Genomic DNA, 24418 nt, shown 5'->3' with positions numbered 1-24418 from the left:
AGAAAATATGGAAATACTCGCCTATAAGTAGGGATATCTGGATCTTTGGCCTAAATTTATTAGGTAGAACATTGAATATACCACCAAGGAGTTGGTGCATGTTTGACAGTCTTGCCGAAAAATTCAGTCAGTTTAATCCCATCCAGTGGATAATCGTTTTCTCCATTCTGGTTTCACCTGCAGCCCTCTATCTAATGTTTGCACAAGCGTGGATCGGGCTATTAGCACTCGTGCTATATCATTGCCTGATGCTGGCTATGTTTTATGCCTTAAGCCAGATGCTAAACCAAGTCCGAAATGCGGCTAGGCAGCTCTCTGAGGGGGATCTAACGGTACGTATTCCACTACAAGATCCCGAAGCGCGATCATTATCCCGGACAGTCAATCGCATCGGAGAAGATATCTCGCGTACCGTTCATGCCCTTGGTAAATCAACTACAAGGCTGCTGGACGTTGCAGATACCGTACAGAAAGACTCAGAAATATCGCAAGCCGGCGCCATTGGTCAAAAGCAAGATGTCGACAGCGCTAAAACCATCATCAATGAGTTGTCTGATATCACTCAGCAAGTCTCTGAACATTGCGAATCAACTGCAAATTTGGCGAACGAAGCCAAACTCAAAGCCGATCAGGGTTCACGCGACATGGTAGCGCTGGAGGAAGCACTCAACAGTGCTAACCAACATATTGAAAACTCCAATGAACATTTCCAGTCGCTCATGGAAGAAACCACTCAAATCAGCCAGGTAATGGAAACCATAAGCAGCATCGCAGACCAAACCAACTTACTGGCATTAAACGCAGCCATTGAAAGTGCACGTGCTGGTGAACAAGGGCGCGGTTTTGCTGTCGTTGCTGATGAAGTCCGAACTCTGGCAATGCGAACACAGGAAGCAACAGAAGAGATCCGGGGTAAGATCAACAACCTGCAAGCAAAAACCGATGACGTGCTTGAAACTATGAAGGAAAACAAAACCAGTATGGACAAATCGTTAGCGTTAGCTTCAACTGCTGAACAGTCTTTTAAGGCGCTAAATCTGCAAATTGAAGAAGTCCGCTCTTACGGCCAGCAGATAGCCCGTTCATCAGAAACGCAATTGAGTCAAACACATGACCTGGACAGCTGTTTGCAGCAAATCACGCAAGAATCTGACAATAACGTCCAGTCAACACGTGAAACATTACGAGCTAGTATCACAGTACGAAACTTGTCAGGGGAAATTGATTCACTGCTGCACCGATTCGAAACCAATCAGACTCAGATTCAGCAGGAAGAGTCAAAACGCGACAAGCTGATGGAGTGGAATGAGCAGCTCGATATTGGGCTGGATGAAATTAACCGCCAACATCAAACCTTGCTGCACTTGATTAATGAGCTGTATTACTTACTCAAACACAACTATGGTCTCTCTTCGATCAAACGCGTCGTACAAGGTTTGATCGATTACACGGCTAACCACTTTAAATATGAAGAAACTCTGTTTGCTCAGATTGGCTATGAGCAGACACAGGAACACATTGATAAACACGCTCAACTCGTCGATGAAGTGTTGGCGTTTCAAAAACGCGTTGAGCGCGGAGAAGACATAGGTGAAGAGCTGATGAGTTTTCTCAAAAACTGGTTAAGCCAGCATATTATGCGCGAAGATAAAGCTTACACCGATGCCTTTAAGCAAAACGGATTAAATTGAGCCGCTTACGCCATAGCCAAAACGAGCAAGATAGTGCCACACCTTTTTCACATTTTGCTCGTCAAACCCTTGCTGATAAATAGCGTGAGACAGCACATCAGGCGTAATCAAGTTACTTACGGCAATCTGCCTAGCCAATTCAATAAATTCCTCACCGCGGTATTCCGGAAAAGCAGAAAAAACATCCACCTCTGCTCGATAGCCTTCATGGCACTCGATTTTACAAGGTAACTCATTCGCCAGCTTCTCTATATTTGTCCCTTGGTAAATTGGGTCGAGTACAAGGGCATCAACGTCTCTATCAATGCGGATTTCACCATGGATATGTGCTTCAACATAGCGATCTAACTCGTCCGGGATGTCACCCTCTGCCAATGCAATCAGAGTTGAGACTTGCTCAGCAGTAGCAAAGTCTTCAGGCTCATAGAAACTGTCTGGATAACAAAAAGTGGTGCGTTCCAAAACATGGGGTTTCAGCCTGAAATACGAAGAACCAAAACGAGGAGCGCCGCCAGCGACGCTTTCGATGAAATGAAGTGCGCCATATTTCGGACGAAGATGATCGCAGCTCTGATCGTACACGCCTTCAAAAACACGCTGCTCCCACTTCCAACGGTCACCCCCATGGAATGCGGTCAAACCACCATTACTGGTGCCTGTTTGAAACTGAGACTTGAGCACGCCATCTTCCGCCATCGCGGACAATATAGGTCTCCCCTCTTTGGTCATTCGATCAGGGTGAAAGTTAATCGTGACGGGAAATGGACACAATGTATTCACAGTTGATGACTTAGCGCGAATAACCTCGATGGCTCGATTAATCAAATCCTCTTCTGAACATGGTTCGAATTTCTTGTCCAACCTTCCTCCTAGGCACGTGCCATTGCACGTATTTCTGCAATCTCGTCAACATCAATTTGTAACGATTCAAGGAACTCCTGATGAGCATCAGGCTCCATTCGTTCAAATTGTTTATGCCAGTTAGCCATATCTTCTTCAGTCATGCCAGAACTTCTAAGCACGTTGACCCAGCGCTCTTTGGTCAGCAAATTCTGGTCAAACAAAATCGGCTGCTCTAGGAGAGCTAAAATCGCTTTTTGTTGCTGGCGCAATGTCTGGATCTCGCGTTCCAAGGCAGTAAACTGATCGCGCAACGTCTGTTCTTGTTTATGCTCATCACTACGGTCCAGCAACGGCTCAATGTCCTGAACCGGCAAGCCAAATGATCGGTAAGACATGATGCTTTCTAAACGCCGACGCTCTTTCTCCCCATACCAACGATAGCCATTGTCTGAGCGAGTGGCAGGCGTCAGCAAGCCAACACGTTCGTAGTACAGCACTGTGGTTCTGGAAACATTACACGCTTTGGCTAATTGAGTGACAGTCAACATAAGCAACCTTATGAAATCGTTTTGTTTTTATATAGCATAGGTAAGATAGCGCTGGCTATGATGATCATGGCGCCAACGATCGCCATCCAGTTCGGTATTTCAGCAAACAACCAGTAGCCAAACAGCAGTGAGTATAGGATTTTTGCGTATTCCACATTGGCAATCACATTCGCCTCACCATATTTGTAGGCGGAAATCCCGATCCATTGTGCAAAGGATGACAACACACCGACACAAATCAGCAAACCAAATTCAGAAGCCGAAGGCCATTGCCAGTTACGTAAGCTGGGGATCAATGCCATCAAGCCGACAAAAATCGCCTGATAGGCCAGCAAAGTGATCTTGGGTTCGACTTGCGCCACTTTACGAACACACACCACCGCTACAGCAGCCCCTAACGCGCCGACCAAACCTAGCCCGACATAGAGTAATGATCCTTGTTCAAAACTCGGCTGCACCACCAGCATCACGCCGATAAACCCGACCATAATCGTAAACAGGCGTGATGCCGAAATACTCTCGGCCAAGAATAACCTTGAAATACAAGCAACAAACAAAACTTGGGTAAAACCTAATGCTGTCGCGTCTGCCAGAGGAATGTTGCTTACGGTAACAAACCCGAGATACAAAGCGGTGAATGCGCCAAGAATACGGAATGTATGTAATTTGAGTCTTTTGGGCTTTAGCAATACCTGAATATTGCTACAGATTGCCGGGGTAAGTAGCACGACGAACACCAATTGGCGAAACAACAGAATCTGAAATACCGCCATAGTGTCGCTCAGAATCCGGACAATAACGCCCACAACCGTGAAAGTCGCCGTCGAGATGAGTGCAAGCAGGACTCCTTTCCAAATGTTAGGTAACAATGAGAATCGGCTTCGCAATGACTGCAACCGACCTGAGGAATGGGTATGACTTGACAACATAGTAACCTCCATTCAATGGACAAAATGGAAGGTTAAAGCCTTCACCTATAGACGGGTCAATGGTGACTTTACTTCTATTTTTGAACTCACCTATCGTCTAAGGTACGGAAAACTGCATAATGCGATTAATTTTCATTATCAGGTAAGGTACAGATACAAACGATCGTTATTTGGGGCGCCGCAAGTGGGCTGGGGGCAGCGATGGCTGAACATTTCCACTCTCAAGATTACCAAGTGATTGGCATCACCCGCAATCCAGAGAAAAACCCTCGCCTTGCTCAACTGAGCATCTAGACTTGTCGTTGCGATGCCACCGTTCAGGAACAAGTGACAGTGTCGTACGCCAATTGCCTCAGGGTGCCCTGTCTGTCTCTTCAATGGGCAGTTTTCGCGCAGATGTGCCTGTTGATTACATTGGTCATCGTCACTTGATCAATGCTATGGAAGCACACGGTCTACATCGATTCCTGTTAGTGACTTCACTTGGATGTGGTGATTCATGGCAATACTTATCTGAGCGTTCAAAGCAAGGTTTCGGGGCTGCAGTGTGAGAAAAATCACTCGCAGAGGCTTGGCTAACTACAAGCCAGCTGGATTACACCATCTTACAACCTGGTGGCTTAAAAGACGGTGAGCAGACAGGCAAGGGGGAACTATCTCAGGCATGTGAGGTTCATGGCCTTATCTACCGAGAAGAAGTGGCTCGATTGGCCGAACAGTTGTTAAACGATGCCAGTAGCACCGGACAGATTTTCCAGTGCATTGATCCAACGTTAACCTATTAGTTCTAGATGAAAAGAGCCTGTCAAAAACAGGCTCTGTTTATTTTTTAGATGGTAGGTCGTACGCAAGTCGGGTCAGGCGGTTTAACTCCTGAATCATCCCTTTAACGAACAAGAAATACATGGCAATACAGCCACCGCTAAATCCCCAAAAAAACTCTGCCATAGTCTGCTCCAGAAATGGATTGAGACCGCCATTATTCTTCCCGATAACGCAACCTCACTTCGATAAATCATCACTCCTACGACGACAGAAGCGTCTGGACCTCGTATGGCACAGAACGTTGAGAATCCTATCAACAAGATAAATAAAAAAGGTAAATAGTGACTATTTTTTATTTTTATTTGGACTTTTAGATAACGTGATGAGCGCCGCTAGCTCTGCATATAGCCTCTGAGTCATAGGACTGTGTTAAGTGGATGAACTGGAGAGGAAGAAAATGGTTTAGGTAACTTTTTTCCCATTGTTAGGATGGCAAAGGCTTCCCCAAAAAAAAGAGCCTCGCGACTAGCAAGGCTCTTGATTAAACAACATTATTTAAGACAGCTTAAATCGATTCACGATACTCGATAAATGCGCATTAATGTCCGCAATACTGTGTGCATCTTCCAAAGCTTGCTGGCCGTTGCTGTCCAACTCACCAACAATATCGTTAATTGCACTCATATTACGACTCAACTCTTGGGTCACACTACTTTGCTCTTCCGCTGCTGTAGCGATTTGCGTACTCAGGTCATTAATCTCCGTGACAAAATCTGTCATTACGTCGAGACTTTCAGCGACTTCACCCGCACCTTCGGCTGTCTGACCACATTTGTCTTTGGTCGAATCCATTGAATCTACCACCGACTGACTGCCTCGCAGGAGACTGGCCAACGCCGACTCAATTTCTTCTGTACTGTCTTTAGTGCGACTCGCCAGTTTACGTACTTCATCTGCAACCACCGCAAAACCTCGGCCTTGTTCACCTGCACGAGCCGCCTCAATCGCCGCATTCAGTGCAAGTAAGTTGGTCTGCTCTGCGATATCACCAATGACACCCAAAATGGTATTAATACCATCGGTCTCTGCAGCCATCTTATTCACGTTTTCAGATGCAACACTGACATCATCCACTAAATCCTGCACGTTAGTCTGTGCCTGCGTCACCGTCACTTTTGATGCAGAGCCCGCTTCATTAGCTTTATGAGTGAGCTGAGCGGTATTTGCAGCGTCAGTCGCCATGGCTTCTGCCGTTGAGTTCATTTCTTCTATTGCTGTTACCACCTGTTCCGTTTCCTGAACATGGCTTTGAAGAATAGACGAGTTACGCTGACTCTGATCCCGCATACGGTCTACGTTACCATTGAGTTGATTGGTAGCTTCACTAATCTCCAACATCATTGATTGTAAGCTTGCAATGAACTTGTTCACACCCTCTGAAATCTGACCTAAGTCGTCATTGGTCGTGACCGTGATACGCTGGGTTAAATCACCATTACCTTCACTCAAACCAGCAATGGTTTCTTTGAGTACCAGAATTGGTCGATAAAGGATTTGCATGACAAACAGCGCGACAACGATACTGATGATGGTAGCAATCACCGCGGTCAGGATGGCAGCTTGCTTAGCGGAAGCCAGGTCTGCAAATGCAATGTCTTTGTCCAGACCGACGACAAAATACCACTTTTTACCTGCGATATTGATTTCATGGGAAAAGAACAGTTTTTCAAGATCATCTTGGTGACCATCATAAACCACATCCGTCTGACCAATAGCTTTGTTGGCTACCGTGTTGAGCCAAGGATATTTGTCAGTCTTGTTGCCTGCCTCAACATTATCCATTGAAGAAGCCAAAATTGTCGTATCGCTATTCAAGATAACAGCAACCGCTCCTGGGATACTATTGGCGCTCTTAGCAATCTCATTGAGAAAACCCAGCTGCATATCGACGGAAATCATACCACTCAGGGTCTTACGTACGATTGATACCCAGTACTCCCCGCCGCCGCTACCTTGATAAGGTTCAGTAATCGATGCTGTCGAGCTCTGTCGACCTGCCTGATACCATCCTCGGGTGGTGACATCCCCCTCAAACTTGTGGTTGGGCCAAGTAGCGGCATCTTGGTTCCAATAGGCATCACCATTAGTAAATGCAACGACGGAGCTGTTTAGATTGGTTGCATTAGCGATGATATGAGTGAGCTCAATAAAGTCATCAGATGTACCTGTGATTTCCTTATTTTCAAATTGCTTACCCAGTTTCTCTAAACCACCAACTTTCTCTCCAAGCTGGTCGGCAATTTTCTGCGCTTGCCCTTTCACATAGCTCTGGTTTGAAGCGGTAATTAACTCCACAAGTGTCTCTTCCTGCTTCACATAAGCTACGTAACTTGAAACAGACACTGATACAACCACCAGTGCAATAATGGACATGAGCAATAACTTTTTAAAACCCAGATTTCTCATCTCTTTTCGTCCCTATGCATCTTAAATTCATTCATCATAAACTTTCCATACACCATTCCATTAGGAGATATGCACGACCTAATCAACAAGTTTATTAATAGATTGTGGTAGGAATATGCCCAAACACCAAATTTGATAACTAATTGAAACAGCTTAATTGCATTCACAACAGCGATATATCCAAATATGTGAACCGATGCACCAAAGTAAACAAATATCAAGTGTCTCACTTTTGAGCCAGCGCACTATATAAATATGTAACAATATGAATACAAAATATTCATGACAGAAATCAATTTTCAACTTTGGAACATTGAATAGCCTTTCTACTCACCTTCAAAATCAAAACATAAACTATAAGAATGGCTTAACGATGAAACTCAGCGATCTCACCGTCAAATATAAACTGGCGACCATTGTTGCCTTGGCAATAATTTTTATTGCGATGGCGTGTACCTATAATTTGATCCAACAACGGACAAGCTCCCTGAATGAACGAGAAGACAAACTCAGTGCTCAAGTGGAAGCGACCGTGAGTTTGGTTCAGCACTATTACGATCAGAGACAAACTCTTGGGGAGGAAGCTGCAAAGCAGCAAGCATTGGACGCGATTAAAGCGCTGCGTTATGACGAGTCCAACTATTTTTGGATTCTCGACCAGAAGATGCAGGTGGTCATGCATCCGATTAAACCAGCACTCAACGGGCAAAATGCCGAGAACTTTAAAGACGGTGCTGGTAAATTTCACTGGCGAGAAATGGTCGCTATTTCTCAAACAAGCGCGCAGAAAGGGTTCCTTGACTATCAGTGGAAGAGCCCGCAAGGCGAGCTTAAAGATAAGATTTCCTACGTTCAACTTTTCCCTGAGTGGGGCTGGATTATCGGTTCAGGTCTACTAGTGGCTGATATTCAAGAGGCATTTTATGCACTTGCCTTAAAGGAGGCGTTTGTTGCTTCTATCCTGTCAGCCATCTTGCTCGCCATGGGCTACACAATTTCAAACAACATCATCACACCATTGCACCGATTGATCGATAACACCCACAAGATCGCGGATGGCGATCTTCGTGTACGTATGAATATGTCGAGGAAAGATGAGCTGGGCGAAATGAGCCAGCAAATCGACAAAATGCTGAGCAAGCTTCAGGATACTTTACGCACTGCGCACCAGTCTGCAGAACAGTCCAGTGCTATGGCATGTAATATTGCTCAAGCCAGTGAAGAGGCCGCAACCAGCGTAAATTCTCAACATGCACAGTTAGAGCTTTTGTCGACAGCAATGACTGAAATGAGTGCGACGATTTCAGATGTTGCAACCAACGCAGAGAACACCGCAGTAAGTACTAACAAAGTGGTCGAACACGCTCATCGCAATGATCAAACTATGCAAACCACTTCAAATACGATTGCGGAGGTGTCTCGCAATATTTCTACGGCTCATGATTTGGTGACGGATCTCCAAACTGGCGTCAACGAAATCAGCAATGTGGTCGGTGTGATTAGAGACGTTTCTGAACAAACAAACTTACTCGCCTTAAATGCCGCCATTGAAGCAGCCCGTGCAGGTGAACAAGGCCGTGGTTTTGCGGTAGTCGCTGATGAAGTGCGTAATTTGGCTAGCCGAACACAGAATTCCACAAACGAAGTCCAAGTGACGATTGAAAAGCTTATTGAGCAAGCTGGCAGAACCTTTACGGCAATGCAAAGCAGCAATGAAAAAGTTGACGAAAGCGTCTCGGCATCGAACAAAACTCGCGAGCAGCTTGATGTAATAGTGTCAGAGATGCAGAATGCCAACGATATGGTGGCACAGATTGCTGCTGCTTCGGAACAACAAAGTACTGTGGCCACAGAAATGAACGAAAATGTGTCTGGCATTCACTTGGCAGCCAATGAGGTACTTCAGGCTTCTCACTCTCTAGCTGAAGACAGTCAACTGATGGCTAATACAGCTGAGCACCTCACAGACCAACTAAAATATTTTAAAGTTTAATCCACCGCGATCAAAAAGCCGCTGCCAGATGAATCTGGCAGCGGCTTTTTATTGTTGGCTATTTTTACTTTTTAGCGTTCACTGCTTTTACGAAGATTTCCTGAGCACCTTCAACATTAAGTGCCTTCGCTTCTTCCAACAGACTGATTGCCTTGTTCAAGTCATTCGACTCAACCGCAGCGGTAATTGCCTGATGATAGTATTTTTGAGTTTCAGGCTGTACAACTTCAACACTCTTTGCCATTACTGGTTTGGTGTTGGTCTCTGCTGAGCTTGAAGAGCCCAACTGCTTGAAGAAGCCTAAACGATCAATAGAAACTTCCACTTTGCCGTACTCAGAGTTTGGAATGGCAATATCTTTTACTTCTGGTAGATAGTTTCCACGCCCCTCTGCATCTAATCTTGCAGGGTGGGCAACCATGGTCGCTTTACCCAATTCACTCTTATCGGTGTAGACAATCAGGTAAACAGACTCAGTATGAGTTGGCGGAAAGAAATCAACTTCTGCAACTAAGCGGTTACCAAGATTCAGGCGAGGCTTAGTGTATTCAAATTTTTCGCTTCCGTAGTTTTCTAGCTCACGACCATTTTTATCGACAATTAGCGCTCTAGGAACAAACGCCGTATCCCCAATCATACTAGTGATGGTGATTGAGTACTCACCACGGTCTGCAGGTAATTCAAACATCGCAACAGGGCTGTTGATGTCTTGGTACTTTAACGTCTGAGACTTAGGGGTAATTTCTACGATGGTGCTACTTGGCAACTTCATCGTCACAGCCTGCAACGCAGAGATTGAGTCTACTTGCTCAGCTTGTGCAGTTTGAACTTGTTGGATTACTTCAGGAGATTGGCAGCCTGCTAGTGCAACGCAGCCACTAAGGACGAGGGCACGAAAATACATAGGGTTTTCCTTATTTTATTTTTTTAAATACTCAGGGGGAAAAGTGCTTAAAAAAATAGCCGACAATTGTCGGCTATCATAATCGGACTTAGACAATTAGGACAGTAATTTGTCTATTACCACCAAGCTTCTACCTGAACACCAACAACGTATTCAGAATCTTCGCCTGTACCAAATGCGTTGTCGTTTTCTGTATCAGTGATGTAAGAACCGTACACGCGTAGTTCTGGACGAGCCCAGAAGCTGTCACCCATCGCCCAACCTTGAGCAACAGTCAGTTTAGTGTTGCCGAAGTCTTCAGTCGCAGTACCTGCAGAGTTGATCTTCTCACCTGAGTTTACACCCGCTTCAAAGATAGTACGCATTGTGTCGTTCCACTTATACATAGGGCGAACAACTACCGAGTACTGGTCAATGTCAAACTTAGAAGAAGTTGTCGTGTTACCGATATCGCTACCTGCTAGGTATGCTAGTTGGTGGCCCATTTCCCAGTTTTCACCAAGGTTCATTACACCCCAGTTGATCAAGCGGTAACCAGATGCGTCATTCTGTGAATCATTACCACGGTTGTAGTATGCGCCAGAGCCGAAGTTAGCAACTTGAGTACCGTAACCATTTGTACCAAATTGAAGCACAGTCTGGTTGAAACCGTTAGACATACCTTGGTGGATAATTGCAGACGCTAATAGACCGTCGTCTGCCGCTTCTGTACCGTCAGCTGTTTCTGTAGAGAAGTTGTAAGCTAGTGCTAGTTCAAGAGATGCATCTTCCCAAAGGCCAATGTTTGCAAGACGTGTATCTAGAATGTAGCCAGCAGACTGTTTTACATTGTTTGCCGTGACTTCGCCGTCTTGAATAATCGCAACAGAAAGCTTCTGGTTACCTACTGAAAGGTTTTCAATACCACCACCAGTACCAGATGTGTTTAGGAAGTAGAAGTCAGTGATGTGGATATCTTTACGTTGGTAGTACGTTTTACCCGCCCACATGGTTGCTTCTTTATCTGAAGCAATCAGGCCTTTTGCTTTAACAGCGAACTGAGCGACGTTTATATCTCCAGCTTCCCAGCCTGATTTACCATCATCATTACCTTTCGCTAACATTGACTCAACGCGCCAAGTTTGTTCACCCGTTTTCAGCTCTTCCGCAAAACCAAACTCGTAGTAGTTGTCGTTTTCGTTACCTAGACGACCAATACCGTTTTTGCTTACAGAGACATCACCACCAGTGTTGTCACTGATACCAGTGCCAGCACGGAAGTAACCATTGAAATCTACTGCGAAAGCAGAACCAGCCGCTAATGTCGCAGCCACTGCGGCAGCAATTACACTTACTTTTTTCATTTTTAACTCCATTTAGGGTTTATTATTCTTTTAACTCGCTCGTTGATTCGCTCTGAAAAGGCAGGAACAGAACCCATCAAAAAGAGAGGTAAGATGGGCCAAGCTATATTGCCTAAACCCCATTTGCTTCAACTGCTGACAAGATTACCGATAAGGCTCAAGGATGACTTCCTCCACCTAAAACTTATTTTGGGGGGATGAGAAGGGATGAGAAAAATAACCGCACGACGTACATTAGGCTTATGTCACAAATATAAGGGGGAGGAGGTATAAGATTCTTTTATAGCTACCTCACAAAATGTCACATAGCTCACCTTTTAAACAAAAAAACATCTCCGCCATGAAATAAAATTACATTTTTATTTTATACATAAGGTTCTTGACGTCTCTTCGACAAAGCTATTTACTTACTTGTAGTTACTAAATTACAAACTAATACCAAATATTAACGATGCCTTGTTCTCGCCCCTATCCTCTTGGTGCTACGTTGAATCACGAAGGCTGTAACTTCGCGATTTACGCACCTAAGAATAAAGATCTCCAACTTGCGCTTTTTGATGAAAAAAATAATTACCAAACCTTTTCACTCACCAATGAATATGCAGGGATAAAACACACTTTTATTCCCGGAGTGAAGGCTGGGCAAAGATACGGTTTTATAATTGGTGACGAAGATAACCTTCAGTTAATTTCAGACCCGTATGCAAAAGCGCTGGATAAGCCACTTTTTTACGAAACCCCTTTTAATTCAGCAAAGAGCTTTGATTTATCCAAATGTGTGGTCATTCAAAATGAGTTTGATTGGCAGGGCATAGAGAAACCATATCGACCACGCGAAGAAATGGTGTTATTTGAAACTCATGTTAAAGGAGTCTCAAAGCTAAACCCCAACGTACCAACGCAATACCAGGGGAGCTATCTTGGTTTAGTTAGCGATGCAATGCTTGCGTTCTACAAAGAGCAGCAGATTAATACTTTACAACTGTTGCCCATTGCCGCTTGTATGCACGAGCCGCACCTACTCAAGATGGATAAGGTCAATTACTGGGGCTACAACCCTTATGTGTTTATGGCTCCGGACCCTCGCTACGCTGCTCAAGATGCAGTAACTGAACTCAAAACAGCGATTCGTGAACTTCACCGACATGGTATCGAGGTAATCCTCGATGTTGTGTATAACCACACTGCAGAAGGCGATGAAAAAGGCCCAGTGTTTAACTTAAAAGCACTGGATGATCGTTACTACTTTAAGTACGGTGAGCATTTTGCAAATTTTACAGGTTGTGGGAATACCCTCGACTTATCCTACCAACCAGCTCTCAATCTAGTGATGGATACCCTTAGGTATTGGGTTGAAGAGTATCAAATCGATGGTTTCCGCTTCGATCTTGCGGCAACTTTGGGGAGAGAAGGCGAAGACTTCAATCCAAATTCTGGCTTCTTCAAAGCGGTGGCTCAAGACCCAGTCCTCAAAGAAGTCAAGCTTATCGCTGAGCCATGGGATATCGGCCCTAACGGCTATCAAGTGGGTAACTTCCCATTTGGCTGGAATGAATGTAACGACCGACTACGGGATATTACTCGCAGCTTCTGGCGAGGCGATCAAGGTTACCTGAAAGAGTTTGCGACGCGGCTGATGGGCTCACGTGACCTATACAGCGCTGCAAACTGGCCATACAAGCTGACCGTTAACTACATTACTTATCACGATGGCTTCTCGATGCAGGATCTGGTGTCTTACCGTCACAAACACAATGAGGCCAATGGTGAACAAAACCGAGATGGCCACGGAGACAATCGTTCCGATAACTATGGCGTTGAAGGTGACACTGAAAACCCAAGCATCATCGAAAAACGTGAGAAGCAAAAGCGTAATTTTATGGCCAGCCTACTATTCGCTTTTGGTATTCCTCATATACTGACCGCTGACGTGCTTTCACATAGCCAAAAAGGCAACAACAATGCCTACTGTCAGGATAATGAACTGAGTTGGCTGAATTGGCAGTCCTCTCATGAAAAAGACGAATTCAAAACCTGGCTAGCGAATATGGTTCAGGCACGACAAACTTACATGGTGCCATTTATTCGAGCATTTAGTGGGGAGAACAGAAACGACAATCGCATCCATTGGCGACGCATTGACGGCACATTCATGGAACACGACGATTGGAATCAGCTTAGTTCGGTTGCCCTTCAGTTGGGTATCGGCAAACATGGTGACGAGTTATTCTACTGCATCAACCAAACCAACGCGCCAGCACGCTTCAGTTTACCTAGCGAGAATCAGCAGCAATGGACCATGGTATGCAATACTGACAATCACGAATTGCATCAGACCATAGATCACAAGCAAGTCCTAATCGCTCCCAGTTCAATGGCCATCTTCCACGCGAAAGCTTAATCCTTCGCTGTTCTGATAAGTCACCATCAGAACAGCGACTATCTACTTGATTAGATAACCTTTTTCTCCAACAATATCCCTAAGCTGGTAACACTGGCAAAGGAGGACACATGGCTGAAAAAATCTCTACAACTGCACTGGCAAAATTGCGTCAAACTGATGCTAAGCAGTTGTTTCAGGAGCTTAAGCTGGCGGGTTATATCAATCGCTCAGAGGATGCGTGGGTATTGACGGAGCTTGGGGAAAAGTTTGGCGGAGAGTATGTCCAGCACCAGAAGTTCGGTCAGTTTATCGTCTGGCCAGAAAACCTCCTGATAGATACCGCCGCAACGAGCGGTAAGTCTTTAAGTGCGACCCAAATTGGCGAGCGTTTCTCGCTCAATGCTAAGAAGATCAACCAACTCCTTCAGGAGCTGGGTTGGTTGCAAAAGGTCAACGCAGGCTGGGAAGTTACAGCTAATGGTCTCAAAGTCGGTGGCTACCAGAGAGAAGACAAAGAGAGTGGTAATCACTTTGCTGTCTGGCATGACTCCATCATCCGCAACAAACGCCTGAAACAGTCGGTAATAGAATTTTCCGGCCAAGATGCTGAAGCTCACGCAACAGACAAATCCATATCGAGTTTTCGACAGAAGTTCGAAGCTAAACACCGCACGCTGGATGGGCACTACGTACGCTCAAAAGCAGAGTTGAAGATTGATAACTGGCTCTATATGAATGGCATTGTTCACGCCTATGACCGTCAATTACCTATTGAAGAAGATGTCCTCAGCGATTTCTATCTGCCCACGGGCAAAGTCTACTTGCAATATTGGGGGCGTGATGCCGGAGCATTCCCCGAGAACGAAAAAGCCGACATCAAACGAATATACGAGCAACATCAATTTGATTTGATTGAAGTCGAGCCTGAAGACATCGACAAACTTGACGATGTCCTCCCTGCTAAATTAAGAGAGTTTGGCATTTCGGCATACTGAGCGAATACCTACCTCAGGCAGCCAACTTAATATCCTTACTCAGAACGTAAAAATCCGATATTGGTCACCCAATATCGGATTTTAAAATTCAATCAAATACTATTTATTTTGAAAGATTAGCCACGGTAGTAACGTTGAGGAACAAATGGCATTTTTTCAATAGTCATAGGCAGCTTCTTACCACGAACATCTGCGAACAATTCAGTGCCGATTGCTGCAAGATCTGCACGTACATAAGCCATTGAGACAGGCTTACCTGCGTTTGGACCCGCTGTACCACTGGTCACGACACCGACTTTGTTGTCATCAGCATCAAACAGCTCAGCACCCTCACGTACTGGCGCTTTCGTCTGACCTACTAGACCAACGCGCTTACGTGATACGTCTTTAGTTTCAATCTGCTTAAGGATGATATCCGCACCAGGGAAACCACCAGCGCGCTCACCATCTGTACGACGAACTTTCTGAATACCCCAAAGAAGGCTTGCTTCTACAGGTGTCGTCGTTGTATCAAGATCGTGTCCGTATAGGCACAGACCACACTCTAGACGAAGTGAATCACGTGCACCAAGACCAATCCACTCCACTTCTTCTTCCGCTGTTAGCTTCTGCGCAAGTTCTTCAGCATGCGTGTTCGGCACAGAGATTTCATAACCGTCTTCACCTGTGTAGCCACTACGGCTAACGATGCACTCAACACCTAGGATGTCTAACTTCTTCACATCCATAAATAGCATCTCGGCTACTTCTGGGTTGAAACGCTTAAGCACATCGACTGCTTTAGGACCTTGAAGAGCCAGCAATGCGCGATCATCGATGATCTCTAGCTCAACACCCGTTGGTAAGTGAGCTTCAAGGTGGTTGATGTCCTGCTCTTTACACGCTGCGTTAACCACAACAAATAGGTGGTCGCCTAGGTTTGCCACCATTAGGTCATCCATGATGCCGCCTTCTTCATTAGTAAAGAAAGCATAGCGCTGGTTGCCCTGTGGTAGGTCAATGATGTCAACTGGAACTAACGACTCAAGAAACGCTGCGGCACCTTCACCGTGCAAACGAAGTTGTCCCATGTGAGACACATCAAAAAGACCCGCAGCGTCGCGAGTATGTAAGTGCTCTTTCTTTACACCCAGTTTGTATTGGACTGGCATGTCGTAGCCTGCGAAAGGAACCATTTTCGCACCAGCTTCTACGTGAAGCGTATGAAGTGGTGTTTTGAGTAGATCTTGAGTCATTGTTGTCTCCATTTAATCAGGTTCGTTTCCCGTTCAAGGAAACCTTGTTTCCAATAATAAACACGAGTGGAGAATTTTTGCACCATTAACAACAAGGGAACAGTCTAAAGTGTGACATTTAACATCATATTCACATTCAAAGGGGCAAAAAGAAAGCGCCATCTCAGACTGATTCTGTCCGAGATGGCGCTATTGTACTCATCTAAATCGCAAAAGCAAACGTTTGCCTTCACTATACGAAATTCTTTATAAATCGTGTTATTTAGCGGTCACCCACAAAATATTGGCATCCTGCTCACTGGTTGAGATGAGCATATGGCCCATGTTTGCGTCATAATAAACACTGTCACCTTCACTCAATTCTACCGGTTCGTAAAACTCCGAATAGAACATGACAGAGCCAGACAAAATCAGCAAAAACTCTTCACCGTCATGACGTACCCAATCACCGTACTCTTCAAAGTTTCGCGCATGAACTTGGCTTTTAAAAGGCATCATTTTCTTATTGGAAAGCTGAGTCGCCAAGAGCTCATGTTCGTAGGTCGGTGTCGGGTGTGGTTTTCCCTGCTTATTCTTAGTGATATCCCTACGTCCTGTTGCCACCTTTTTTCTAGGCGGTTCAAATAGTTGAGGCATATCTATCTGCAATCCAAGCGCCAGTTTCTGCATCGCCTGAAACGTAGGAGAAATCTGCTCATTCTCTATCTTACTTAGGGTCGAACGAGCGAGGCCAGTGCGTTGACTTGCCTCTTCAAGAGTAATCCCTAACTTACCGCGAATATCCTTGATTCTCTCACCCAATTTTAGGGGTTCGATGTTTTGATCGACGGCCTCTTTTGCCAGAGTCAAAGATGGGTACTCATCATAGATATCTTCGGGCATGCTTCCCTCTTATTAAACGTCCACTTCCTGTTCCATTTTCATTGTGCACGAACCCATTCAGAGAGGAAAGATAACAATAGGAAATAAAGCGTGCTCTCGGTAACAGTTTTAGAAACCATGTTTCCAATAGGAAATTTTTGGTTGATTGTTCCTTCGACAACCGCTATGTTACCAACTTGTTAGTTGTAGAGATGCTATTTCCGAACTGACTGATAAAGTGATTTAACAGTGAGATTCGGCTTTTCCCCAAGATTTGACACATCGCTTAGGGGTATAGAATTCACCCTGTCTTCGTTTTTGAGGGCAGTAAATAGAAAGAGGACTAACGAGAGCGATAACCCTATTAATAATCTCGTTAGCACGAATGGAAGGTCATCTACCATGAACAACACTTACCAAAATCACAGCCTAGAGAACTTTTTCTCGACTAATCTTGCTGCTACAGACGACGCGGTTTTCGCAGGTATCCAAGCGGAGAACACTCGTCAGAACGAACAAATCGAGCTCATTGCTTCAGAAAACATTGTTTCAAAAGCAGTGATGCAAGCTCAAGGCACTTGCCTAACCAACAAATACGCAGAAGGCTACCCTGGTCGTCGTTACTACGGCGGTTGTGAACATGTTGATACCGTAGAAGCAATCGCGATTGAGCGCGCTAAACAGCTGTTCAAATGCGATTTCGCTAACGTTCAGCCTCACTCTGGTGCACAGGCAAACGGCGCAGTTAAACTTGCTCTGCTTCAACCTGGCGATACTATCCTAGGCATGTCTCTGGATGCTGGCGGCCACCTAACTCACGGTGCGCGCCCTGCTCTTTCTGGTAAATGGTTCAACGCTGTTCAGTACGGTGTGGATCGTGAATCACTAGAAATCAACTACGAAGACGTTCGTGCTCTGGCACTTGAGCACAAACCAAAAATGATCATCGCAGGTGGTAGTGCTATTCCTCGTACTATCGACTTCGCAAAATTCCGTGAAATCGCTGATGAAGTTGATGCGATTCTAATGGTCGATATGGCGCACATCGCAGGTCTGATTGCGACTGGTGCTCACCCTAGCCCACTGCCACACGCACACGTTGTTACAACGACAACGCATAAAACATTGCGTGGCCCACGCGGCGGTATGATTCTGACCAACCACGAAGACATCATCAAGAAAATTAACTCAGCGGTATTCCCAGGCCTTCAAGGTGGCCCACTGATGCACGTGATCGCAGCTAAAGCCGTCGCTTTCGGTGAAGCTTTAGGCCCTGAATTCAATACTTATATTGATTCAGTGATCAATAACGCAAAAGTTCTGGCGGAAGTATTGCAAACTCGCGGTTGTGACATTGTGACTGGCGGCACTGACACGCACCTGATGCTGGTTGACCTTCGTCCTAAGGGCTTGAAAGGTAACAAAGCAGAAGAAGCGTTGGAGCGTGCAGGGATCACATGTAACAAAAATGGCATCCCATTCGATTCAGAGAAGCCTATGATTACATCGGGCATCCGTTTAGGGACGCCTGCGGGGACAAGCCGCGGCTTTGGCGCTGAAGAATTCAAACTCATCGGTAACTGGATTGGCGATGTACTGGACGGATTGGTGAACAACCCTGAAGGTGACGCAGAAGTAGAACAACGCGTTCGCAAAGAAGTGAAAGCGCTGTGTAATCGCTACCCACTTTACCAATAAACAATTTAATCAAAGTTATATTTTTGGAGATTAAGCAATGGACAACACACTGAAGTTTGCAGATAGCCACGAGTGGGTACGTGACAACGGTGACGGCACAGTAACTATCGGTATTTCAGAGCATGCACAAGAAATGCTAGGTGACGTTGTATTCGTAGACCTACCTGAAGTTGAAGCAGAAATCGAAGCGGGTGATAGCTTCTCTTTGGTTGAATCTGTAAAAGCAGCTTCAGATATCTACGCGCCAATCACTGGTGAGATTCTAGAAATCAACGAAGAGTTAGAAGATAGCCCAGAGCTAATCAACGAAGAACCTTTCGAAGGCGGTTGGATTGTTAAAGTGAAGATGTCAGATGCATCAGAGCTAGACAATCTGAAAAGCGCAGAAGAGTACCTAAACTCGATCGAAGACGAGTAATTAGGACGAGTTTAAAGCTGCCCCCAAACGGGAGGCAGCTTTTTTTCAAAGTTCGGACGTATAATTATTTATATCAGTAATGATATCCGATACCCGAATGATGGAGTAGGTAAAGGACAATGACTGAATTACTTCAAAGCCTCAGCACACAAAATGAGTTCGTTGCTCGCCACAACGGCCCAAATAAATCTGACCAACAAAAAATGTTGGATGCGATCAATGTTGCCAGTCTTGACGCACTGATCGACGAAACCGTACCAGCTCAAATTCGCCTAGAGCAGCCAATGACAATGGCTGAAGCATTGAGCGAAGCAGACATGCTGGCTGCGATGCGTGAATTCGCAGATCAAAACCAAATTAAACGTACATTCATCGGTCAGGGTTACTACAACACCTTTACGCCAAACGTGATTCTACGTAACGTATTGGAAAACCCAGGCTGGTACACAGCTTATACCCCTTACCAACCAGAAATTTCTCAAGGCCGTCTAGAAGCATTGCTGAACTATCAGCAAATGGTGATGGACTTGACGGGAATGGATATCGCGAACGCATCTCTTCTTGATGAAGCGACGGCGGCTGGTGAAGCGATGACGCTTTGTAAGCGTGCCGGCAAGAGCAAGAGCAACGTCTTCTTCGTAGCAGACGATGTTCACCCACAAACGCTAGAAGTGGTTAAGACTCGCGCTAAATACATCGGCTTTGACGTACAAGTTGGTTCTCTCGAATCTCTTCCTGAGCAAGATGTCTTCGGTGCATTGGTACAATACCCAGGTACTACGGGTGAAGTGCGCGACCTAACGGACATCATCGCCAAAGCACAAGCCAACAAAACACTAGTTGCCGTAGCCACTGACCTACTTGCTTCAGCGCTATTGAAGCCAGCAGGCGAAATGGGTGCAGACGTTGTCATCGGTTCTGCTCAACGTTTCGGCGTACCTATGGGTTACGGTGGTCCACACGCAGCCTTTATGGCAACACGTGAAAAGCACAAGCGTACAATCCCAGGCCGTGTTATTGGTGTGTCTATCGATACTAAGGGCAACCAAGCTCTGCGTATGGCTATGCAAACTCGTGAGCAGCACATCCGCCGCGAGAAAGCGACATCAAACATCTGTACGGCTCAGGCGCTACTGGCAAACATGGCTTCATTCTACGCGGTTTACCACGGCGCAGAAGGTCTACGTACTATTGCTCGTCGTACTCACCACATGACAGCTATTCTTGCAGCTGGTCTGACTAAGTCAGGCTATGAGCTCGCGCACAACAGCTTCTTCGATACCATAACTATCAACACTGCTGGTAAGACAGAAGAGCTGTACGCGAAAGCACAAGCAGCAGACATCAACCTACGCAAGCTAGACGGCAAGCTAGGCGTGAGCTTCGATGAAACAACGACAACGGGCGACATCGAAGCACTATTTGCCGTATTCGGCGTAAAAGAAGAAATCAACGCGCTTTCTTCTGAAATTGCAGGCAACGAGTTCGCGGCCATTCCTGAAGCGCTTCGTCGTACTTCAGAATACCTAACTCACCCAGTATTCAACACGCACCACAGCGAAACGCAGATGATGCGTTACCTGAAACAGCTTGAGAACAAAGACTTCTCGCTGACGCACGGTATGATTCCACTGGGCAGCTGTACAATGAAGCTGAATGCTGCGGCTGAGATGATCCCTGTAACTTGGCCTGAATTCGGCTCAATTCACCCATTCGCGCCAATCGAACAAGCTGCAGGTTACTCAGCTCTAGCGAAAGACTTGAAAGAGAAACTGTGTGAAATCACAGGTTACGATGCATTCTCACTACAACCAAACTCTGGTGCGTCTGGTGAGTACGCTGGTCTTATCGCGATTCAGCGCTACCATGACAGCCGTGGTGAAGGTCACCGTAACGTTTGTTTGATCCCAAGCTCTGCGCACGGTACTAACCCTGCGACAGCATCTATGGTGTCAATGAAAGTAGTCGTGGTGAAATGTGATGACGACGGTAACATTGATATCGACGATCTAGCGGAAAAAATCGAGAAGCACAAAGATAACCTTTCTAGCATTATGATCACTTACCCTTCTACGCACGGTGTGTACGAAGAGCAAGTGAAAGAAGTGTGTGAAATGGTTCATGCTGCTGGCGGTCAGGTTTACCTAGACGGCGCAAACATGAACGCACAGGTTGGCTTGACGTCTCCAGGCTTCATCGGCTCTGACGTTTCTCACCTGAACCTGCACAAAACCTTCTGTATCCCACACGGTGGTGGCGGTCCGGGTATGGGTCCTATCGGTGTGAAATCGCACCTAGCGCCATTCCTTCCTGGCCACATCGAGAACGGTGTTGAAGGCGATGACTTTGCTATCTCGGCAGCTGACCTAGGTAGCGCTTCTATTCTGCCTATCTCTTGGGCTTACATCGCCATGATGGGTGAAGCTGGCCTTACAGATGCAACTAAAGTTGCGATTCTGAACGCGAACTACATGATGGAGCGCCTACGCCCTCACTACCCTGTTCTTTACCGTGGTACGAACGGCCGCGTAGCACACGAATGTATTATTGATATTCGTCCGCTAAAAGAAGAAACAGGTATCAGCGAAGAAGATATCGCGAAGCGTCTGATGGACTACGGCTTCCACGCACCAACTATGTCGTTCCCTGTTGCAGGTACGCTAATGGTTGAGCCAACAGAATCCGAAGATCTAGAAGAGATCGACCGCTTCTGTGAAGCAATGATCGCAATTCGCGAAGAGATGGCTAAAGTGAAGAATGGTGAATGGCCACTAGAGAATAACCCTCTGGTTAATGCACCGCATACTCAAGTTGATCTTTCTGCTGCAGAATGGGATCGCCCATACTCGCGCGAACTTGGCTGTTTCCCTTCACCTGCCACTAAGTCTTGGAAGTACTGGCCTACCGTTAACCGTGTAGATAACGTATACGGTGACCGTAACCTAATCTGTTCTTGTCCTAGCATCGAGAATTACGAAGACTAAGTTCATTTTTCCTATACAGATAAATCAAAGGCGAACCTCAAGGTTCGCCTTTTTATTTTCTTTTTATCACCCTGCCAATACACCACTAAAAACACATTCATCACTTAAATATATAAGTTCTGTGCTTTAGAGCTAAAACTCACCAAATTGCATATAAAAACACATAACTCATTATTTTATAAAGTGAATCTCATCAATATAATCCCACTCAATTTATATTGAGAGAAATATTTAATGATGAAATCTAAAGCCTATTTATTACTTTCGATTCTCACCTGAACACTCTCTTTCGAAAAAACACCCTTGTCTATTCACTAGTGTTGTTTCAACTCAAAACTATCTATCAGGAAAAATAACAATGAAAACATCAACGTTAGCCAGAAAGGCTTTGCTAAGTTGCGCTTTGCTTGGAATAAGTAGCACAGCCTATGCAATCGACATTGCGGTAAAGTGCCCCGATGCACCCGTTAACTCAGTGATCCTTGATAAAGGATACGTGTACGTAGTGGTTGATAACCAACTAATCAAAAATAAGACGTTATTGGATAACCTAGAAAAAGGCCATATCCGTTTCTGTACCAGTCAAGTCACTGATATGTATGAACTCTTCAAAGATCGCCAATCTTTCAATGGCGAAATCAGTGATTGGGATACATCTAACGTAACTAACATGAGTAGAGTATTCATGAATGCAAAGAGTTTCAACCAAGACATCGGCCACTGGGATACGTCTAGTGTCCGAAGTATGGCGTATACGTTCTCGGGTGCATCCAAATTCAACCAAGATATCGGGCATTGGGATACCTCCAGTGTAATAAGTATGCTGGGCACGTTCAGTTTCGCTTCAAACTTCAACCAGGATATCGGCCATTGGGACACGAGCAACGTATACGATTTTAGAACGATGTTTCAGGGTGCTTCATCATTCGATCAAGACATAGGCCACTGGAATACATCTAACGTAACTGACATGGGCAGAGCATTCATGAATGCAAAGAGTTTCAACCAAGATATCGGCCATTGGGATACCTCAAACGTCACTAATATGTTGTGGATGTTCGGTGGTGCTAAGACGTTCGATCAAGACATTGGCTACTGGGACACATCAAAAGTAACCAATATGATGCATATGTTTTATGAGGCTAAAGCGTTTAATCAAGATATTGGAAGCTGGGATACCTCTAACGTCACAGATATGACTAACATGTTCGCTCGAACAGCGGCATTTAACCAAGACATTGGCCGCTGGAATACCACTAAAGTAAAAAATATGAGAGGTATGTTTAATGCTGCAACAGCTTTTAATCAAGATATCGGTCACTGGAACACTTCAAGTGTGACTAATATGTCGAGTATGTTTAGCTCAGCTAGAGCTTTTAATCAAAACATTGGCAGATGGGACACTTCAAAAGTAACTAATATGATAAGCATGTTCAACTATGCAAGGAGCTTCAACCAAGATATTGGGAATTGGGACACATCAAAAGTTACTGATATGCGAAACATCTTTTACTATGCTGATGTTTTTGACCAACCTATTGGGCAATGGAACACATCTAATGTTACTACCATGTCTAACATGTTTTACCACGCTGAAAGCTTCAACCAGAGCATAGCTCAATGGGATACATCAAACGTCACTGATATGAGCAATATGTTCAGGTACGCAAAATCGTTTGACCAGGATATTGGGCAGTGGAATACGTCTAATGTGACCACCATGTCGAACATGTTTGACAGTGCTGAGAGCTTCAACCAGAGCATTGACCAATGGGATACATCAAACGTCACAAGCATGATCCAGATGTTCAGAAATGCATACAGATTCAATCAAGATATTGGCCGCTGGGACACCGCTAATGTGACATCTATGTCTTCCATGTTTAACTTCGCTAAAAACTTCAACCACAACATTGGCCAATGGGATACGTCAAATGTCACGGATATGAGCCAGATGTTTAGCACTGCACATAAATTTAATCAAGACATTGGGCAGTGGAATACCGAAAATACAACCAATATGTTCCGTATGTTCAGCAGCGCAAGTAGCTTTAACCAAGATATTAGCCACTGGAATACCTCAAACGTCACAAATATGTCTTTAATGTTCACTTACGCCACCGAATTTAATCAGGATATTGGTCGATGGGATACTTCCAATGTTACTGATATGGGGCATATGTTCTATTTCGCCAAAAACATGCATCAGGATATTAGCATTTGGGACGTAACCAGCGTCAGTGAGCACAGCAACTTTGCCAAAGCTAGTGCCCTTACCGAAGAACAACTTCCAGTCTTTGTTCACTAGATAACAAGCCCTATATCGAATAAAAGGCTAGTTCTTGACTAGCCTTTTCTACAT

17 protein-coding genes and 1 pseudogene are annotated in these 24418 nt (G+C 45.1%); 9 read left to right on the top strand and 9 right to left on the bottom strand.

What is annotated here, in order from left to right; genetic code table 11:
* Nucleotides 1–98: 98 nt before the first annotated feature.
* Nucleotides 99–1691 (top strand): bacteriohemerythrin, encoded by a 1593-nt coding sequence (locus FIU99_RS23540; protein ID WP_006961431.1) that lies wholly within the window; start codon nt 99–101, stop codon nt 1689–1691.
* Here the strand turns inward: FIU99_RS23540 and FIU99_RS23535 are convergent.
* Genes FIU99_RS23535 through FIU99_RS23525 form a run of 3 tightly spaced genes read right to left on the bottom strand, consistent with a single transcriptional unit; the run spans nt 1683 to nt 4011 of the window.
* The gene (locus FIU99_RS23535) at nt 1683–2552 is read right to left on the bottom strand and encodes a DUF3626 domain-containing protein (protein WP_050778634.1); all 870 of its coding nucleotides are present in this window, start codon (nt 2550–2552) and stop codon (nt 1683–1685) included. The genes FIU99_RS23540 and FIU99_RS23535 overlap by 9 nt on opposite strands.
* An 8-nt stretch (nt 2553–2560) precedes the next feature.
* Complete coding sequence (locus FIU99_RS23530) at nt 2561–3082, bottom strand: MerR family DNA-binding transcriptional regulator (RefSeq protein WP_006961433.1); 522 nt, start codon at nt 3080–3082, stop codon at nt 2561–2563.
* Between the two features lie 8 nt (nt 3083–3090).
* Complete coding sequence (locus tag FIU99_RS23525) at nt 3091–4011, bottom strand: DMT family transporter (RefSeq protein ID WP_236612187.1); 921 nt, start codon at nt 4009–4011, stop codon at nt 3091–3093.
* Nucleotides 4012–4164: 153 nt separating this feature from the next.
* Between FIU99_RS23525 and FIU99_RS23520 the strand changes: the two are divergent.
* Nucleotides 4165–4796 (top strand): annotated as a pseudogene (locus FIU99_RS23520) (SDR family NAD(P)-dependent oxidoreductase).
* A 37-nt stretch (nt 4797–4833) separates the two neighbouring features.
* Here the strand turns inward: FIU99_RS23520 and FIU99_RS27700 are convergent.
* The gene (locus FIU99_RS27700) at nt 4834–4959 is read right to left on the bottom strand and encodes a hypothetical protein (protein WP_006961436.1); all 126 of its coding nucleotides are present in this window, start codon (nt 4957–4959) and stop codon (nt 4834–4836) included.
* 372 nt (nt 4960–5331) lie between these two features.
* Nucleotides 5332–7242 (bottom strand): methyl-accepting chemotaxis protein, encoded by a 1911-nt coding sequence (locus FIU99_RS23515; RefSeq protein ID WP_039952160.1) that lies wholly within the window; start codon nt 7240–7242, stop codon nt 5332–5334.
* A 373-nt stretch (nt 7243–7615) separates the two neighbouring features.
* Here FIU99_RS23515 and FIU99_RS23510 point away from each other — a divergent pair, with 373 nt between their 5' ends.
* Nucleotides 7616–9235 (top strand): methyl-accepting chemotaxis protein, encoded by a 1620-nt coding sequence (locus FIU99_RS23510; protein ID WP_006961438.1) that lies wholly within the window; start codon nt 7616–7618, stop codon nt 9233–9235.
* A gap of 64 nt (nt 9236–9299) precedes the next feature.
* On the opposite strand, the gene FIU99_RS23505 is transcribed toward FIU99_RS23510, so the two are convergent.
* Together FIU99_RS23505 and lamB are read right to left on the bottom strand one after the other, a co-directional pair.
* The gene (locus tag FIU99_RS23505) at nt 9300–10139 is read right to left on the bottom strand and encodes a MalM family protein (RefSeq protein ID WP_006961439.1); all 840 of its coding nucleotides are present in this window, start codon (nt 10137–10139) and stop codon (nt 9300–9302) included.
* Between the two features lie 116 nt (nt 10140–10255).
* Nucleotides 10256–11482, bottom strand: a complete 1227-nt coding sequence (gene lamB / locus FIU99_RS23500; protein WP_006961440.1) for a maltoporin LamB — start codon at nt 11480–11482, stop codon at nt 10256–10258.
* Nucleotides 11483–11933: 451 nt separating this feature from the next.
* On the opposite strand from lamB, the gene glgX reads away from it, so the two are divergent.
* The gene (gene glgX, locus FIU99_RS23495) at nt 11934–13883 is read left to right on the top strand and encodes a glycogen debranching protein GlgX (protein WP_039952163.1); all 1950 of its coding nucleotides are present in this window, start codon (nt 11934–11936) and stop codon (nt 13881–13883) included.
* Nucleotides 13884–13993: 110 nt separating this feature from the next.
* Nucleotides 13994–14860 carry a hypothetical protein gene (locus FIU99_RS23490; protein WP_006961442.1) on the top strand — a complete coding sequence of 289 codons (867 nt, stop codon included), beginning with the start codon at nt 13994–13996 and terminating at the stop codon, nt 14858–14860.
* Nucleotides 14861–14976: 116 nt separating this feature from the next.
* On the opposite strand, the gene gcvT is transcribed toward FIU99_RS23490, so the two are convergent.
* Nucleotides 14977–16095: a glycine cleavage system aminomethyltransferase GcvT gene (gene gcvT, locus FIU99_RS23485; protein WP_152472571.1), complete on the bottom strand. Its 1119-nt coding sequence runs from the start codon at nt 16093–16095 to the stop codon at nt 14977–14979.
* Nucleotides 16096–16353: 258 nt separating this feature from the next.
* Nucleotides 16354–16977, bottom strand: a complete 624-nt coding sequence (locus FIU99_RS23480) for a helix-turn-helix domain-containing protein (protein WP_006961443.1) — start codon at nt 16975–16977, stop codon at nt 16354–16356.
* Between the two features lie 381 nt (nt 16978–17358).
* On the opposite strand from FIU99_RS23480, the gene FIU99_RS23475 reads away from it, so the two are divergent.
* The 4 genes from FIU99_RS23475 to FIU99_RS23460 all read left to right on the top strand — a co-directional run bounded on the left by FIU99_RS23475 (nt 17359) and on the right by FIU99_RS23460 (nt 24364).
* Nucleotides 17359–18654, top strand: a complete 1296-nt coding sequence (locus tag FIU99_RS23475; protein ID WP_006961444.1) for a serine hydroxymethyltransferase — start codon at nt 17359–17361, stop codon at nt 18652–18654.
* 37 nt (nt 18655–18691) lie between these two features.
* Nucleotides 18692–19072, top strand: coding sequence for a glycine cleavage system protein GcvH (gcvH, locus tag FIU99_RS23470; protein WP_006961445.1), 381 nt, complete (start codon nt 18692–18694; stop codon nt 19070–19072).
* 119 nt (nt 19073–19191) lie between these two features.
* Nucleotides 19192–22056, top strand: coding sequence for an aminomethyl-transferring glycine dehydrogenase (gene gcvP / locus FIU99_RS23465; RefSeq protein ID WP_040121887.1), 2865 nt, complete (start codon nt 19192–19194; stop codon nt 22054–22056).
* 358 nt (nt 22057–22414) lie between these two features.
* On the top strand, nt 22415–24364 hold the full coding sequence (locus tag FIU99_RS23460; RefSeq protein ID WP_006961447.1) for a BspA family leucine-rich repeat surface protein: 1950 nt from the start codon (nt 22415–22417) through the stop codon (nt 24362–24364).
* Nucleotides 24365–24418: the final 54 nt, after the last annotated feature.

Origin of the sequence: Vibrio sp. THAF64 (genome assembly GCF_009363455.1) — a bacterium.
Classification (GTDB): Bacteria; Pseudomonadota; Gammaproteobacteria; order Enterobacterales; family Vibrionaceae; genus Vibrio; species Vibrio coralliilyticus.
Note: the sequence above shows the minus strand (reverse complement) of the source record. Positions and strands in the feature narration are given on the sequence as shown.